Origin of the sequence: Nocardia sp. NPDC005746 (assembly GCF_040630785.1) — a bacterium.
GTDB lineage: Bacteria > Actinomycetota > Actinomycetes > Mycobacteriales > Mycobacteriaceae > Nocardia.
Genome location: NZ_JBEXYE010000015.1, coordinates 15,339 through 30,888, shown reverse-complemented (window position 1 = coordinate 30,888; position 15,550 = coordinate 15,339). Strand labels below are relative to the sequence as shown.

At 69.2% G+C, this 15,550-nt stretch carries 15 protein-coding genes; 7 read left to right on the top strand and 8 right to left on the bottom strand.

The genetic code is table 11. The features are described 5' to 3' along the window. Positions 1–134 precede the first annotated feature (134 nt). Positions 135–773, top strand: a complete 639-nt coding sequence (locus tag ABZ412_RS25750) for a hypothetical protein (protein WP_357284658.1) — start codon at positions 135–137, stop codon at positions 771–773. 17 nt (positions 774–790) lie between these two features. Here the strand turns inward: ABZ412_RS25750 and ABZ412_RS25745 are convergent, their stop codons facing one another. From ABZ412_RS25745 to ABZ412_RS25735, 3 genes are read right to left on the bottom strand one after another with little or no spacing between them, the layout of a single operon-like run. Next, positions 791–1,606, bottom strand: coding sequence for an exodeoxyribonuclease III (locus tag ABZ412_RS25745; RefSeq protein WP_357284655.1), 816 nt, complete (start codon positions 1,604–1,606; stop codon positions 791–793). Between the two features lie 50 nt (positions 1,607–1,656). Next, positions 1,657–2,631 carry a GNAT family N-acetyltransferase gene (locus ABZ412_RS25740; RefSeq protein ID WP_357284652.1) on the bottom strand — a complete coding sequence of 325 codons (975 nt, stop codon included), beginning with the start codon at positions 2,629–2,631 and terminating at the stop codon, positions 1,657–1,659. A gap of 6 nt (positions 2,632–2,637) precedes the next feature. After that, on the bottom strand, positions 2,638–3,261 hold the full coding sequence (locus tag ABZ412_RS25735; RefSeq protein WP_357284650.1) for a peptide deformylase: 624 nt from the start codon (positions 3,259–3,261) through the stop codon (positions 2,638–2,640). 344 nt (positions 3,262–3,605) lie between these two features. On the opposite strand from ABZ412_RS25735, the gene ABZ412_RS25730 reads away from it, so the two are divergent. The 5 genes from ABZ412_RS25730 (at position 3,606) to ABZ412_RS25710 (ending at position 8,103) form a co-directional block, all read left to right on the top strand. After that, positions 3,606–3,899 (top strand): DUF3263 domain-containing protein, encoded by a 294-nt coding sequence (locus ABZ412_RS25730; RefSeq protein ID WP_357094676.1) that lies wholly within the window; start codon positions 3,606–3,608, stop codon positions 3,897–3,899. A 91-nt stretch (positions 3,900–3,990) separates the two neighbouring features. Next, entirely contained in the window at positions 3,991–4,560 is a 570-nt protein-coding gene (locus ABZ412_RS25725; protein WP_357284647.1) for a LytR C-terminal domain-containing protein, read from the top strand. A 151-nt stretch (positions 4,561–4,711) separates the two neighbouring features. Next, positions 4,712–5,389 carry a superoxide dismutase family protein gene (locus tag ABZ412_RS25720; protein WP_357284644.1) on the top strand — a complete coding sequence of 226 codons (678 nt, stop codon included), beginning with the start codon at positions 4,712–4,714 and terminating at the stop codon, positions 5,387–5,389. A gap of 16 nt (positions 5,390–5,405) precedes the next feature. Then, positions 5,406–6,554 (top strand): glutamate--cysteine ligase, encoded by a 1,149-nt coding sequence (locus ABZ412_RS25715; RefSeq protein WP_357284641.1) that lies wholly within the window; start codon positions 5,406–5,408, stop codon positions 6,552–6,554. Between the two features lie 184 nt (positions 6,555–6,738). After that, on the top strand, positions 6,739–8,103 hold the full coding sequence (locus tag ABZ412_RS25710; RefSeq protein ID WP_357284638.1) for a DUF5933 domain-containing protein: 1,365 nt from the start codon (positions 6,739–6,741) through the stop codon (positions 8,101–8,103). 12 nt (positions 8,104–8,115) lie between these two features. Here ABZ412_RS25710 and ABZ412_RS25705 read toward each other — a convergent pair whose 3' ends face one another. From ABZ412_RS25705 to ABZ412_RS25690, 4 genes are all read right to left on the bottom strand, one after another. Next, entirely contained in the window at positions 8,116–9,459 is a 1,344-nt protein-coding gene (locus tag ABZ412_RS25705; RefSeq protein WP_357284636.1) for a hypothetical protein, read from the bottom strand. 140 nt (positions 9,460–9,599) lie between these two features. Then, a complete protein-coding gene (locus tag ABZ412_RS25700; RefSeq protein ID WP_357284633.1) occupies positions 9,600–11,870 on the bottom strand; it encodes an AAA family ATPase in 2,271 nt (756 codons plus the stop codon). 53 nt (positions 11,871–11,923) lie between these two features. Next, positions 11,924–12,814 carry a CDP-diacylglycerol--serine O-phosphatidyltransferase gene (gene pssA, locus ABZ412_RS25695; protein ID WP_357284631.1) on the bottom strand — a complete coding sequence of 297 codons (891 nt, stop codon included), beginning with the start codon at positions 12,812–12,814 and terminating at the stop codon, positions 11,924–11,926. Next, positions 12,811–13,527, bottom strand: a complete 717-nt coding sequence (locus ABZ412_RS25690) for a phosphatidylserine decarboxylase (protein ID WP_357284977.1) — start codon at positions 13,525–13,527, stop codon at positions 12,811–12,813. Before ABZ412_RS25690 ends, pssA begins: the two co-directional genes overlap by 4 nt. 289 nt (positions 13,528–13,816) lie before the next feature. Between ABZ412_RS25690 and ABZ412_RS25685 the strand changes: the two genes are divergently transcribed. After that, positions 13,817–14,845, top strand: a complete 1,029-nt coding sequence (locus tag ABZ412_RS25685) for a beta-ketoacyl-ACP synthase III (protein ID WP_357284627.1) — start codon at positions 13,817–13,819, stop codon at positions 14,843–14,845. A gap of 3 nt (positions 14,846–14,848) precedes the next feature. Here ABZ412_RS25685 and ABZ412_RS25680 read toward each other — a convergent pair whose 3' ends face one another. Beyond that, positions 14,849–15,547: an SIMPL domain-containing protein gene (locus ABZ412_RS25680; RefSeq protein ID WP_357284624.1), complete on the bottom strand. Its 699-nt coding sequence runs from the start codon at positions 15,545–15,547 to the stop codon at positions 14,849–14,851. Positions 15,548–15,550 lie beyond the last annotated feature (3 nt).

Sequence of the window (15,550 nt, the reverse complement as noted above, 5' to 3'; positions counted from 1 at the left end):
CACTCGAGCTCCGGCCCCGCACCCGTGGTGCGGGGCCGGATTTCGTTGGGGGATCAGATGACACACCGTCATGACACGCACACTTCATTGCTGACCCACCGATACGTGTCGTGCCGAGCGGGTACAACTACGGCATGGTCTTCCCGGTTACCTTCGGCTGGATCCAGATGGTGCTGTTGGTGCTGGGCATCGCGGCCATCGGATTACTGGTCTCGGCCGTACTGAAAGCCCGCACGGTCGGCTGGCGTGTGCTGGTCGGACGCGGCATGGGCGCGGCGGGTCTGGCGTTCGTCGCGGTGGTGATCCTGTGGATCACCACGCTCCTGCAGGCCTTCCTCGGACTCACCGGCGAGGTCAAGGCCGCGCATGTCGAGGTCAAACCCGTTGCGGGACAGGAACACCTGCTGGATGTGAACCTCACCCTCTACGGCGACGAGGGCCACGGCGACCAGCACAAGACCTACCAGGTCGAGGGCGACATGTGGGTGCTGCAGGCCAATATCGTGGAACTCGAGGCGTGGGTGAACGCGCTCGGCTTCAATGCCGGATACAAGGTGACCCGGCTCTACGGCCAGCGTCTCGACGGCGTCGCCACCAAGCAGAACCAGATCTTCCTCAATGGCAGCGACGCCGACTTCTTCCAGGACATGAAGGACAAGACCTGGTACACCAGGCCTTTCGTGCGCTCGACCAACGGCAACGCCGTCATCGCCGTCCCGGGCACCTACGACGTCTTCATCTCCCGCGACGCCATCAAGGCCCGGCCGGTCTGAAGCCGGGCCCGGCCGAACTAGTCCGCGAGGACGGCTGTCACGGGCGCGTGATCGCTGGCGCCCTTGCCCTTTCGCTCCTCCCGGTCCACGTTCGCGTCGGTGACGCGCGCGGCCAGGGCGGGGGAGGCCAGGATGAAGTCGATGCGCATGCCCTCCTTGCGGGGGAAGCGCAGCTGCGTGTAGTCCCAGTAGGTGTAGACGCCGGGGCCCGGGTGGAAGGGCCGCATCACGTCGGTGAAACCGGTCTCGCCGAACGCGTCGAAGGCATCCCGTTCCCGTTCGGACACATGGGTTTTGCCCTCGAAGAACTCCGGCGACCACACATCCAGATCGGTCGGCGCGATATTCCAGTCACCCACCAGCGCGATCTGCGCGTCCGGATCCTCCGACAGCCACTTGGCGCCCGCGGAACGCAGCGCCGCCAGCCACTCCAGCTTGTAGGTGTAGTGCGGGTCGTCGAGCGCGCGGCCGTTCGGCACGTACAGGCTCCACACCCGCACCCCGCCGCAGGTCGCGCCGATCGCGCGGGCCTCCACCACCGGTGTGCTCAACAGGGATTCGCCCGCGTCCTTGTCGAAACCGGGCTGATCCGGGAAGTGGATCTCGACATCGTCCAGGCCCACCCGGGAGGCGATGGCCACGCCGTTCCACTGGTTCAGGCCCACGTGCGCGACCTCGTACCCGGCGGCCTCGAACGCCTCGAACGGGAACTGCTCGTCCTTGCACTTGGTTTCCTGCATGGCCAGCACATCGATATCGGCGCGGTCCAGCCACGCCAGCACCCGATCCTGCCGGGTGCGGATCGAGTTCACATTCCAGGTGGCGATACGCACAGCGATAAACCTTTCGGAACTAGTGTCTTACGCGAGCGGGTGGCGCGCGATCAGGGCGCGGCGTACCGGTAGCTGTGATGCTCGACGAAGCCCATCTCCTGGTACAACGCCAGCGCCGCGTCATTCTCGTCCGACACCTGAACATAGGCGTGGGTGGCCCCGTGCGTGCGGCCCCAGCGGATCATCTCCGCGCACACCAGCGCGCCCAGCCCGTGCCGCCGATGCCCGGTCGCCACCGCGACGCAGGTCAGGCCCACCCAGCGGCGGCCGTCGGGAGCCGTGGTCACCGCGGCCCGGCCGATGGCGATCGGCGCGGGCAAACCCAGCGTGGCGAAGGTGAGCTCGCCGTCGCGAACCGCGGTCAGCACGTCCACCACCGGGCTCGAGCCGATATCGGTGTCCCCGCCCCGATGCCGGTGCATGGACAGCCACGCCCCGTCCGGTTCGGGCGTGAACCGCACCATGGACGGGCCCGACGGCAGCGGCATGGTCTCGATGTCGACCGCCAGCACCCGGGTCTCGTGCCAGGTCCGCCACTCCGCGGGCCGGGTCGCCAGCCGATCGGGCAGCTGCAGTTGCAGCGGCAGGCCGTGCGCGGTGTACCACTCGCCGATCCGGTGCAGGGTCTCGGTGTTCATCAGCGCCGGTCCGTCCGTACCGCCCAGCGGCACCGCGGAATTCGCGCGATAGGTGTAGCCGTCCCCGGCGCGCAGCAGCCAGCCGTCGATCCAGGATCGCATCAGACCCGGCCAGCCGTCCGCGGCCGCCGCTTCCAGGGACCGGATCTCACTGGTCCGAATGGGTCTGGGGCCGAGCGGTTTCCAGGCCACCACCTGATCCCGGGCGACCGACACCACCTGGCCGTCGGCGGTGCGCACGGTCAGCGGGTCGGCCGCGATCAGCTCGCCGATCACATCCGTCAACGGCTGTGGATAACCCGCGGGCAGCCGGTAGCGCACCACTACCCGCTTGCCGAGCGGCGGGAGCGCCCCGGCGCCGTCGGGGCCGGGCTCGGAATCGGTCATGACCGATCAGTCGTCGAGATCGTCGTCGTCGTGTCCGAAGGGGTCCGGCACGGTGCCCGGGACCCAGTTCAAACCCGGCTTGCCCCAGCCGTTTCGCTTGATCGCCTTCTTCGCGGCGCGGGCATTGCGGCCGATCAGCACGTCCACGTAGAGGAAGCCGTCCAGGTGGCCGGTCTCGTGCTGCAGCATGCGGGCGAAGAAGCCGTGGCCCTCCAGCTCGACCGGCTCGCCGTGCTCGTCGGTGCCGGTGACCTTGGCCCAGTCGGCGCGGCCGGTCGGGAACTGCTCGCCGGGAACCGACAAGCAGCCCTCGTCGTCATCGTCTGGATCCGGCATGGATTCGGGGATCTCGGAGGTCTCCAGCACCGGATTCACCACGCAGCCGCGGCGGCGGACGGTCTTGCCGTCCTCGGTCTCGTCCGGGCAGTCGTAGACGAAGACGCGCGGCGACAACTCGTCCTCGTCGGCGATGATCACCTGATTGGCGGCCAGACCCACCCCGTGCGCGGCGTCCATCGTCTCGTACATGTCCGCGATCAGCTGCGCCAGCTCTTCCGGGGTCTGCGTGACCGGCGTGGTCGCGCGGTGCAGAACCGGGTCGCCGACAATGCGAATCGGGAGAATAGCCATGCCGCAGAGCCTACTGGGCTGCGAATTTTCCACGGATCACACCCTGGACATGCGCGCCCGCAAGTTCGCGGCCGTCTCGATTCTGGACTGACGGGGCGGGGGAGCGAAGCGGAGGAGCAGAGGAGGGAAGAATCGAGACCTCAGGGCCGCGAACCCTCGCCCCGGAGCGAAGCGGAGGGGCAAATCAGACGCCGACACGCCGGGGCCTACGTCACAAAACACGCCGATCGGTACGCATCGCGTTGTCTGCGGCGCGTGGTTGAATGACACCGACGCACAAGCACCATATTCGTCTGGTGACCACTCGGCGAGGGAGCACTATGGACAGCGCAGCGGCACGCGACATGCCCGCAAGCGAGGACGGTCCTTCCGACGAGGATGGCGCGCACGGGCTTTCCCGCCGTGAGCTCGAGATTCTCGACTTCGAGCGCAAGTGGTGGAAGTACGCCGGTGCGAAGGAAGAAGCCATCCGCGAACTGTTCGACCTCTCGGCAACCCGCTACTACCAGGTCCTGAACGCGGTCGTCGACAAGCCCGAAGCGCTGGCGGCGGACCCGATGCTGGTCAAGCGCCTGCGGCGGCTGCGCGCCAGCCGCCAGAAGACCAGGGCCGCACGCCGTCTCGGTTTCCAGGTGTGAGCCGCGCCGCGATCGTGAGCCAGGTCTCCACCCGGCCCGCGTCCGCGCTTGATCCCGCGCGGGCGGCCCTGCACCCATTAGGCTCGACGCCGTGAGCAACCCGAATTCGCCGACCGGCGGTCCGCCGCTGCGGGCCCTGGCGATGGTCCTGATCGCGCTGGCCATCGTGTTCGCCGGGATCGGCGCGATGTCCCTGTCGAGTTCGGACTCCTCGGACAGCAGCGCCGGATCGACCTCCGAGGCCGCCACCACCACTGCGGCGCAGCAGAATTCGACCGTGGCGGGCACCCCGTCGGTAGTGCCCAGCACCATCGCGCCCACGACCACCACGGCCGCGCCCACCACGACCGCCGCGGCGACCACCTCCGGTGCCGCGGGCGTCGACAAATCCCTCCCGGTCCGGGTCTACAACAACGGCACCGTCGCCGGACTGGCCAAGAAGACCGGCGACCAGCTCAGCGGTGAGGGTTACAACATCACCGAGGTCGGCAACTATCCCGGTGGCGTCATCCCGAAAACCACCGTGTACTACGGCAGTTCGCCCAAGGAGCAGGCGCTGGCCAAGGCCATCGCCGCGGAACTGGGTTGCGCCGCCGAACCCCGCTTCCCGGGAATCTCGGATTCGCCCACCGGTGTCATCGTCATCGTCACCGGCAACTGAATCGTTGTCCGTCGGCCGCCGGACCGCCACCCGAAAGAAACCGTGCGGCCCCTCCACGGGACACAGGCATGTCTCTGGCATCATCTTGTCCGGTACGAAGTATGTCCACCCTACTTTCCCGATAAACTCGGACTCGTAAAGGAGTTCCCCGATGGCCTCGTCCTCAACTCGTCGCCCGTCCTGGTGGACTGTTGCTCCGGTGCTCGCGGTCGCGGCCCTGGGGCTCACCGCCTGCTCCAACAGCCAGGAATCGAGTGACGTCAAGGGGACGACCCCGCCGGTGTTCACCAGCTCGCCCGCTCCCGCGGGCGCTGCGCCCGGCCACGGCACCGAGGGCGACACCAACGCCCCCCGGGAGTCCACCGCCGTCACCCTGAAGGACCCCTCCGGTGGCACCGTCGGCACCGCGTCCGTCGTGAAGGTGGGCAACCACCTCGAGATCACCGTCGAAGCCCACGGCCTCAAGCCCGGCTTCCACGGCCTGCACATCCACCAGTTCGGCAAGTGCGAGACCAACTCCACCGCCCCCTCCGGCGGCGCGCCCGGCGACTTCCTGTCCGCCGGCGGCCACCTGCAGGTCGGTGAGCAGAACGCGCACCCCGCCAGCGGCGACCTGGACTCGCTCCAGGTGCTCAAGGACGGCACCGCCAAGCTGGTCACCACCACCGACGCCGTCACCCTGGAGGAGATCAAGGGCAAGGCCCTGATCATCCACGCCGGCGCCGACAACTTCGGCAACATTCCCACCCGGTACGCGCCCGCACCGGATGCGGACACCCTCGCGACCGGCGACGCGGGTGCACGGGTCGCCTGCGGCGTCGTCGCCTGAACCCCTTGAGGTGAGCATGGCCGGGGCAGGCATTTCGAAGGTCCCCTTCAATTCATCGCCCCGGCCCACGCTCGGCGTGGAATGGGAGGTCGCGCTCGTCGACAAGACGACGCGTGACCTGTCCAATACAGCCGCCGCCGTTTTCGAAGCCTGCGGTGATCTGCGCGCCTGGGACGGCACCCCGCAGATCACCAAGGAACTCCTGAAGAACACCGTCGAACTGGTCTCCGGCAAGCACGACACCGTGAGCGAGGTCGTCGACGAACTGCGCGCCACCCAGGACGCCGTGCGCCGCGCCGCCGACCAGGTCGGCGTCGACCTGTTCTGCGCGGGCACCCACCCGTTCGCGCAATGGTCCACCCAACAGCTCACACGCAGTGCGCATTACGACGAACTCATCGAGCGCACCCAGTGGTGGGGCCGCCAGATGCTGATCTGGGGCGTGCACGTGCACGTGGGAATCTCGCACCCGGACAAGGTCTTCCCGATCCTCAACGCCATGCTGCCGTCGTACCCGCACCTGCTGGCACTGTCCGCCTCCTCACCCATGTGGGCGGGCGTCGACACCGGCTACGCCAGCAACCGGGCGCTCATGTTCCAGCAGCTACCCACCGCCGGACTGCCCTTCCAATTCGACAATTGGGGCCAGTTCGAGGGTTTCGTGCACGACCAGATGAAAACCGGTGTGATCGAACAGATCGGCGGCATGCACTGGGACATCCGGCCCGCACCCAAATGGGGCACCATCGAGGTGCGCATCTGCGACGGCATCCCCACCAAGGTCGAACTGGCCGCCATCGTCGCCCTGATCCACTCCCTCGTGGTCGATCTCGACCGGCGGGTGGAGAACGGCGAAGCCCTGCCCGCCATCCTGCCGCCCTGGCACGTGCAGGAAAACAAGTGGCGCGCAGCGCGATACGGGCTCGACGCCATCATCATCACCGACGCCGACAGCAATGAGCGGCTCGTCACCGACGACCTCATGGACCTGCTCAACCGGCTCGAGCCGACCGCCAAGAGCCTCGGCTGCGAGAACGAGCTCGCCATGGTCGCCGACATCCCCAAGCGCGGCGCGTCCTATCAGCGACAGCGCCGGGTGGCCGCGGCCGCACAGGGCGATCTGGTGTCGGTGGTCGACTCGCTGGTCCACGAACTCGAGCAGTGACGCCGGGGCGGTACGGTTCACCGTCGCGAGTTCCATTGCTGTGATTTCAGTTACGCGATTCTGCGGCCGCCGTACGCCGTGGCCAGCGGCGATACCACGCTGACCGGCGGCTGTTCATCCGGGGTGGGATGCGGCGTTCAACTGGGTATGGGGTCGGCGTTCACACGGCGTTTACTATGGCTGGATGTTGCTCGACGATCCGCGTTCCCAGACCGGCGGCGCAGCACGCCGATCAGGGATGCGGATGCCGTCGCCGCGCGCCCGGATGACGGCCGTGCTCACCGTCGGAGCGCTCGCGCTCCTCGCCCTGCAGATCGTCGCCTCCCAGCACCACTTCACCGGTCCGCTGGAGAGCATCCGGGACGACTTCGTCGGCAATGCCAAATCTTTCACCGTGCCGTGGGCCGGACTCGGGCTCGCGCTCATCGGACTGGACTGGCGGCGGCGCTTCGTGGCCGTCGGCACGGCGCTCGGCATCGACGTCGCCTACCAGACGATTCGCAGCCTCTCCGGCGGTCCGCTGGCCATGGGCAACGGGCCGGTGCTGGTGCTGCTCGGCATCCTCGGGCTCGCCCTCTGGCGGTGGCAGGGCAAGGACCGCTCCAACGCGCTGCACGCCGCCGCGCTCGGCATCCTGCTGGTGCTGTCCAGCAAGGTCGCCGACGTCTGGCTCGGCATCACCGTGCTCGCCGGACCCCGCGTCCTCGACGAGCACATCGTGCTGGTGGACCACGCCCTCGGCGATCCCTCCTGGATGGCCGGGCAACTGCTGGAATGGCTGGGACCGGTGGCTTCCGCTGTCCTGCACTGGGTTTACATCGAACTGCCCGTCGGCGCGATGATCGTGACCATCTGGCAGCTGCGCAACGTGGTGAAGACCGGGGTGTGGCCGGGGCACTACCTGGTGCGGACCTTCCTGGTGATCGGGCTGATCGGGCCGCTCTTCTACGTCATCTTCCCCGTCGTCGGACCGATCTTCGCCTACGGCACGGAAGGGCACGCCTTCTCCCTCGGCAACTACTGGCCGAATGTGGTGCCGCCGGTGGACCTCTCGCCCGGCTCGATCGCCTTCGACCGATTCGCCCCGCGCAACTGCATGCCGTCGCTGCACACCGCGTGGGCGCTGTCGATCTTCGTCCACTCCCGCCGCGACCCGCTGACCGGCGCGCCCGCACCGACCTGGCTGCGCTGGGGCGGAACCTTCTGGTTGCTCGCCACCATCGGGGCCACGCTGGGCTTCGGGTACCACTACGGCGCGGACCTGGTGGCGGGCGTGGTGCTGTGCCTGGCCATCGAATCGGCGCTGCGCGCACCCGAACGCGGCTGGGATCGCGCCCGCGTCCAGCTGGTCGGCGCGGGGGCCGCGCTGTTCACCGCACTCCTGCTGTCCTACCGGTACCTGTCGGTCGAATTCGCCGAGCGCCCGGTCCCGGCGGGCGCCCTCGTGATCGGCCTGTTCGCCGCCTACGTGACGGCGTTCTACCGGACCTGGTTCGCCGAACCCGCTACCGCTCCGGCCGCGGAACTGGACCTCGCCGCCCGCGCCTGACCGTACCCCGGTCTAATCGGCGGTGCCCCCGTTCGACGACCCCTCGGGCGGGGTGGCCGCCGCCGCGGACGGCACCGGCAGCGGCCGCAACCGCCGCAGCAGGAACATGCCCGCCAGACACCCGCCCGCCACCAGCACCGAGGTCCAGCCGGGTGTCGCCGTGGAACCCGAGCTGACCGTGCACATCCCCGAATTGCCCGACAGCATCGCGTAATCGCCGCGCGCCACGTAATCCCGCATGCCCAGCACCGCCGACGGCACGAACAAGATGGAGGTCCCCAGCACCCGGCTCGGCACATACCGCGGCCGGGCCGCCAGCAGGCCGAAACCGAGCAGCCAGGACACCAGCGCCGCGCTGCCCACGATCAGCCACGCCTTGGCGGTGTCAGCGGTGAACGCCGTCGACACCCCGACCAGCATGGACAGCCAGAGGGCCGGCATCGGCGCGGACACCTGACTGCCCGCCCACATGCCGAACGCGCTCACCGCCACCAGCAGCGGAATCGACCAGGCCGGCATCTCCGCCGCGATGGTGGCCGCGCCCACCGCGCCGACGCCCACCGCGATCAGCACGATCTCCCCGTCCCGCCCCGGCAGCAGCATGGACGCGATCATGGCGGTGCCGACCGAGGTCACCACGGCGAGCACGATGCCCGCCACGCTGCCGCCGTGCCGGGCCAGCCACTCCGCGCTGAACAGGGTGATCAGCACCATCAGCGTGCCCGCCAGGATCGGGGCCAGGGGCAGCTCGATCGACAGCCGTTGCGCGGCCGGTCCTTTCCGATTGATCAGCAGCGAGACCACGGCCAGTGCGAAGGCCAGCACCACCATCCACATGGGCGGGATGTCGGAGGCGTGCCAGTGGTCCTTCAGGTTGTCGGTGATGCTGCCGCCGCCCACCCGCGGCACCGGATTCACCGAACCCAGCAGCAGACTGATCAGAATGCCCAGCGTCCAGGCGAAAGAGGGCAGCCGGTGATGCAGCACCGCCGCCCCGAGCGCGCCCAGGATCACGCCCCCCGACAGCGAGTCGATGAAGTTCATCGTCGACAGCGAGGCATTCGGGTCGCCCGCGTGCCCCAGCGTGTGGTTGGCGACCAGCACCAGCAGCCCGCCCACCGTGGTCGACCAGGCCACCGACGGGCTGCCCATGGTGGTGATCAGCACTGCCACGATCATGGCGATGAGCACGCCCGCCGAGATGGCGCGGGGCAGGCTGTAGGCGAGCAGATCCAGTTGCAGGGCGGAACTTTGCGAGGTCCAGCCGAAGTCGATGGGCAAGGTCAGCGCGAGGCCAGCAACCAGTGCTGCGACCAGCGCGGTGATCGTTTCGGTAGCGACCTTGTACGACCTCACCTGCGCAAAAGTACCGGCCCACGGAGAGTCGATCGGTCCGACTCGCTTACTTTGTAGATTTTCGGCGAACTTACGGCCACATTCGGGCGTAGGCGGAGGAATCAGACCGGGCGCATCAAATCGGACATGGCTCGACTCGATCAGACATAGCCCGACGGGTCGCCCGGCGGACCCGACATCTCCCGCTTCGCCGCGAACAAGCGCAACGACTCCACCTGCACCGGATCCAGCGACGGCCGCACCGCCTTGCGCGCGGACGCCACATCCGCCGCGGTCACCTCCCCGGCCTCCACATCGCGGCGCATGGTGGCCAGCGCCGCCTCCCGCAACAGGGCCGAACAGTCCGCCGCCGAGTAGCCGTCCAGCTCACGGGCCAGCCGCCGCAGATTCACGTCCTTGGCCAGCGGCACCGACGTGGCCGCGGTCCGCAGGATCTCGGCCCGGGCGTCGGCGTCCGGCGGCGGCACGAACACCAGCCGCTCCAGCCGGCCCGGCCGGGTCAGCGCCGAATCGATCAGATCCGGGCGGTTGGTCGCGCCGACCACCACCACGTCCCGCAGCGGCTCCACCCCGTCCAACTCGGTGAGCAGAGCCGCCACCACCCGATCCGACACCCCGGAATCCGAGGACTGCCCGCGCTGCGGGGCCAGCGCGTCCACCTCGTCGAGGAAGATCAGCGACGGCGCGGAATCGCGTGCGCGCTGGAACAACTCGCGCACCGCCCGTTCCGAGGAGCCGACCCACTTGTCCATCAGCTCCGCGCCCTTCACCGCGTGCACGCTCAACTGCCCGGACCCGGCCAGCGCCCGCACCAGGAAGGTCTTGCCGCAGCCCGGCGGCCCGTAGAGCAGCACCCCGCGCGGCGGCTCGATCCCCAGACGGGCGAACGAATCCGGATGCTTCAGCGGCCACAGCACCGCCTCGGTCAACGCCTGCTTGGTCTCCGCCATGTCGCCGACATCGTCGAGACTCAGGTTGCCGATGGACAATTCCTCCGACCCGGACCGCGACAGCGGGCGGATCACCTCCAGCGCCCCGGCCAGATCCTCCTGCCGCAGTACCGGATCCACGTCCTGACCGCTGTCGTGGTGTTCACGGCTGGCCCGGGCCGCCGCCCGCAGCGCCGCCTCACGGACCAGCGCCGCCAGATCCGACACCACGAATCCCGGTGTCCGCAGCGCGATCTCGTCGACCTCGAGGTCCTCGGTCGGGGCCTTGCGCAACAACTGTTCGAGCAGCGCGGCCCGCACCGCGGCGGTCGGCAGCGGCAGCGACACCTGCCGGTCGAACAGGTCGGGACCGCGCAGCCGCGCGTCCAGGCCCAGTGGATTCGAGGTGGTCGCCAGCACCGCCACCGCGGGCACCGCGATCACCCGGCGCAGCTGGTCCAGGATCATGGTGGCCACCGGCTCGGCCTCGGCCGGCAGCAGCGCGTCGATATCGGTGATCAGCAGGACTCCGCCCGCGCCGGAACCGATCTCCTGCATCTTGTCGCCGACATCGCGAAAACGCTTGCCGCTCTCGGTCGCGCCGACCGCCGGGCCGTCCAATTCCACCAGCCGCCGCGACCCCACCACCGCCCGCGCCAGCGTCGCCTTACCGACGCCCGCCGGGCCCGTGATCAGCACGCCCAGCTGCGAACTCGCGCCCAGCGCCTTCAGCAGCTCGGGCTCGTCCAACGCCAGATTCAGCCACTCCCGCAGCTTCGCGGCCTGGGCCTGCACCCCGGCCAGATCGGCGACGGCCACCGCCGAGGTCGGGGCGGTCGTCACCGGGCGCTCGGCGGCGACGAGCGGCGAACCGTCGAGGGGGACGTCGTCGAGCAAGCCGAGCGGCGCGTCGGTCGAGCCGAAGGTCGTGCCCAGCGTCACCGCCGTGCTCGGCAGGATGGTGACCGGGCCCGGATACGGCTCGGTGGCCACCACCGTCAGCACCTCGGAGGTCCAGGCGATCCCCAAGCCCTTCAACGCCTTCCGGGCCGCGGCCGGATTGTCGCTGGGTAGCAGGTCACGCGGCAGCAGGGTGACGGTGTCGCCCACGGTGACGATCTTCCCCAGCAGCGCCTGCCGCAGCGTCGACTCCGGAATCGCGGCCATGGCCAGCGACGAACCCGTCACCGAGACGCGGCGGGCGTCGGTCTCGGTGGCCGGGGCGATGGTGACGTCACCGCCGTCGCGCACCTTCGCGTTCGACAGCGTCACCTCGTCGAGCAGGGCGACGCCGGTGCCGAAGCCCTGCGACGGCTTGAATGTCCCCACCACGGCCGTGGTGCGCCGCCCGCCGGTCAGGGTGACTCCCTGCCCCGGATGCAGAGCCAGCGCCATCAGGACTTCGGGGTGCAGGCGCACCAGCCCCCAGCGGGCGTCGCCGCCCGAGGAGTTGCGTTGCGCGGTCAGCGTGAATTCCGGCACCCGTCAATTCTGCCCGGGGGAACCGGCCGCCGGTGACTATCCGCGCGGGATGGTCATCCGCGCTGGCCCGGACGGCGCAGGCGCAGCCGCGCCGTCGACACCCGAGGCACCCGTCCGGCCAGCGGCCGCTCGCGGCGCTGGGCCTTGCGCTGGGCGCGGCGCTCGGCGGGCTTGTGGTTCCAGGTCTCCGGCCGGGCGGCCACCCAGCGCGCGGAGTGCACCGCGAACGGGATGTGGCCCAGGTACAGCACCACCAGCGCCATCATCAGGATCAGCGGGTAGGTGACCAGCAGCGCGGCCGCCAGCGCGACCAGCACCAGAAGGATCGGCGCGGTCCTCGGGGCCACCGACACCGACTTGACGGCCAGCGTCGGCAGCGTGCTCACGCACAGCAGACCGGTCAGCACGGTCCACACCGCCACCATCGGGAAGCTCACCCACCAGCCGTCGCCGAACTGCTCCGACAGCGCGATGGGCGTCAGCACGATCAACGCGCCTGCGGGCGCGGGCACCCCGACGAAGTACTCCCGCTGCCAGTCAGGCCGGTTGTCGTCGTCCATCAGGGTGTTGAACCGGGCCAGGCGCAACACCATGCAGACCGCGAACATCAAGGCCAGCACCCAGCCGATGCTGTCGGCGTGCAGGAAGGTCACGTACAGCACCAGCGCGGGCGTGACGCCGAACGCGATCGCGTCCGACAGCGAATCCAGTTCCGCGCCCATCTTGGAGGTGGCGTCCAGCATGCGGGCGATTCGGCCGTCCAGCATGTCGAACACCGCGGCCGCGCCGACCAGCGCCAGCGCGAACCCCAGCTGCCCCTGGATGGCGAACTTCACCGCCGACAGGCCCGAGCACAGGCCGAGCACGGTGACCATGCTGGGCAGCAGCCGGATGGTGCGGTTGCGGCGGCGCGCAGACGGCGCGGGCGCGAGTTGCTCCATCATGAATCCAGTTCGGCCAGTACCGTTTCCGCACCGATGGTGCGCTGCCCGGGGGTGACCAACAGCTTGGTCCCGGCCGGGAAGTAGGTGTCGACGCGCGATCCGAACCGGATCAGGCCGTAGGTGTCGCCGATGCTCAGCTTGTCGCCGGTCTTGGCCTCGCACACGATGCGGCGCGCCAGCAGACCGGCGATCTGCACGACCACGATCCGCTGCCCCGACTCGGTCTCGATGACCAAGCTGTTGCGCTCGTTGCGGTCGCTGGCCTCGGGCAGGTCGGCCGACAGGAAGTGCCCCTTCTGGTAGGCGATCTGCTCCACCAGGCCGCTCACTGGCACCCGCTGCACGTGCACGTCCAGCACCGACAGGAAGATGCTCACCCGCGGCAGCGGGGCGTCACCCAGGCCGAGCTCGGCCGGCGGCACCGCGGTGTCGACCAGGGCGACCTCGCCGTCGGCGGGCGCGACCACCACGCCGGGGCGGTTCGGCGGCACCCGGTGCGGGTGCCGGAAGAAGGTGGCACAGGCCGCGGCGGCGGCCAGTCCGGTGCGCCGCACCCACTTCCGGCGGAAGCCCAGCGCGGCCACCGCCAGCGGCGCCGCCACGAACGGCAGGCCGGCCGGGTGCAGCGGTGGAATGGAGGATCGGACCAGGTCGGCCACGTGACCGAGTCCGGTCGTTTCCGGGGTGCCGGGCGGGGTGGGGCGACGGGCCACGAGCTCCTCTTTCATGCGCGGATGGTTGCGGTCATAGACCGCGTCACACACTACGGGAAGCGCGTCGGACGCTCGCGTTCTCGGTTGCCCAAGGCCTCGGTGAACGATCTTCCAGCGGTATGTGAAGCACTGGTCACCGTATGCGTAATTGTGAGCGGAAGCACATACGTGAGAAGCTGTCCGGATTAAGCTGAGGGAGCCTCATGTATGCGGCATTCCGGCCGCGGGGGTGGGGAACTCGATGAAGGTCACGTTCGACGCGCAGTACGCAGTACATAAGGGAGAACCAATGTCTGCTCGAATTGCCTCGATCAGCGGGGCAGAGCACACGGCAATGCTCGGGCTCGGCGTGTACCGGCCGGAGCGAATCGTCACCAATGACGAGGTGGCGGGGCCGATAGATTCCAGCGACGAATGGATCCGGACCCGGTCCGGCATCCGTACCCGGCGCTTCGCCTCCCCCGAGGAGACGATCATCAGCATGAGCGCCGCGGCCGCCCGCGACGCCATCGACGCCGCGGAAGTCGATCCCGCCACGATCGACTGTGTCATCGTCGCGACCTCTACCTGGCTCTTGCTGACGCCTGCCGCGGCTCCGCAGATCGCCACCGAACTCGGCCTGCAGAATGTGGCCGCCTTCGACGTCTCGGCCGGGTGTGCGGGCTTCTGCCACGCGGTCGCGTTGGCCTCGGATCTGGTCAAGGGCGGTACCGCCCGCAATGCCCTGGTCATCGGCGTGGAGAAGCTCACCACCACGGTCAACCCGAAGGACCGTGGCACGGCTTTCCTGTTCGCCGACGGCGCGGGCGCTGTGGTGATCGGCCCGTCCGACGAAGCCGGGATCGGGCCCACCGTGTGGGGTTCGGACGGCACTCAGCACCGCGCCATCCGTCAGGACAAGGACTGGATGGAGTTCTTCGCCGAGATCGACGAACACGGTCTCGACGCCGTCCGGCCCTATCTCGCGATGGAGGGTACGGCCGTGTTCCGCTGGGCCGCACACTCTTTGGAGAAGGTCTGCCGCGATGCCATCGAAGCGGCCGGGCTGACCCCGGCCGATCTGGACGCCATGGTTCCGCACCAGGCCAACGGCCGGATCATCGAGATCATGGCCCGGGTGCTGAAGCTCCCCGAGGACTGCGCCCTGGCCAATGACATCGAGGAGGCCGGCAACACCTCCGCCGCCTCGATTCCGCTGGCCATGGAGGCCATGATGCGCAAGGGCGACGCCAAACCCGGCGGCACCGCCCTGCTCATCGCCTTCGGCGCGGGCCTGTCCTACGCGGCCCAGGTGGTCCAGCTGCCGAACTGGAAGTAGCGGTCAGTCCATATCCCAGGCGGCGGTCACGGTGAACGTGACCGTCTGCTGGCCTGGCTCGAGGTTGATGGTGGGCGCGGCCCCGGAGGGCAGGGCGTCCTTGTACATCGGCGTCGGAGTGGGCCCGCTGCCGTTCTCGCTGATGGTCTTGACCTTCTTCAGCTTCAGCCCCGACAGGTCCGCGTACTGCTGGGCGCGGCTCTTGGCGTCCTCGAAGGCCCGGGCGCGGGCGTCCGCCAGCAGCTTGGTGTTGTCCTCGAGCCCGAAGGCGACCGAGCTGATGCGGGTGTCGTTGCCGCCCGCCTGCACCGCGGCCGACAGGATGCCCGACGCCTTCGGCAGGTCCCGCACGGCCACGTGCATGGTGTTGGTGGCGCGATAGCCGGTGATGGTGCGTCCCTCCGGCCCGTAGGAGGGCTGGACGGACAGGTCGCTGGTCTTGATGTCCTCACGCTTGGCGCCCGCGGTGACCATGGCGTCGGTGATGGCCTTCGCCTTGGCATTGGCCTGATCGACCGCGGCGGACACGTCGGTCGCGCTGACCTCGGTGCCGAGGTCGGCGTTGAGCACGTCCGGGGTGCCCTGGACCTTGCCGGTGCCGGTGACCGTCACGGTGCGGTCGCCCGAGTCCGAGCTACCGCATCCGGTCGCCAGAATCGCGACACCGGCGGCCGCGGCGCAGATCGCTGTGAGTCGTCGCATAGG